Source organism: Achromobacter sp. SIMBA_011, assembly GCF_046535435.1.
Taxonomy (GTDB): domain Bacteria; phylum Pseudomonadota; class Gammaproteobacteria; order Burkholderiales; family Burkholderiaceae_B; genus Achromobacter; species Achromobacter dolens.
On record NZ_JAWRWN010000066.1, the window covers coordinates 1 to 433 of the forward strand.

Annotated in this window: 1 protein-coding gene; it reads left to right on the forward strand. The window is 59.6% G+C overall.

All coding sequences use genetic code 11. From position 1 onward, the window contains the following. Nucleotides 1–33: 33 nt before the first annotated feature. On the forward strand, nt 34–433 hold a 400-nt coding region (locus SB816_RS29930), incomplete at its 3' end, for a hypothetical protein (RefSeq protein WP_410547981.1).

The window sequence follows — 433 nt, forward strand, 5'->3', positions numbered from 1 at the left end:
CGGTCGAAGAGCTGCCATTTGGGAGGAATGACGATGCAACTTCAACGCAAGATCGGTATCATCGCGGCATTGGGACTTGGTGTTTCGATGATCGCACTCAGTGCCAATGCTTTCGAGACCACCACGCCGCCAGAGCCGCCGCAATTTCCGGCGGAAGGCAAGATCAATTATGTGGCCCGCGACTCGATCCTCGAATTCAAGGCGCTGCCGAGCTACAGCGAGCCGGACTGGATCACTGAAAAATTCGAAAAGGCTGGCAAGCTGCCACCGCTCAAGGAGCGTCTGCCCGAGGAGCCGCTGGTCTACAAGACCGGCAACATGCCCGATGGTGTCGGCGTTTATGGCGATACCATGCGCCATGTGGTCGGCGGGCGGCCCGAGGGCTGGAATTACATTGCCGGCCAGAGCCAGGGCTGGGGCGGCATCGATATCG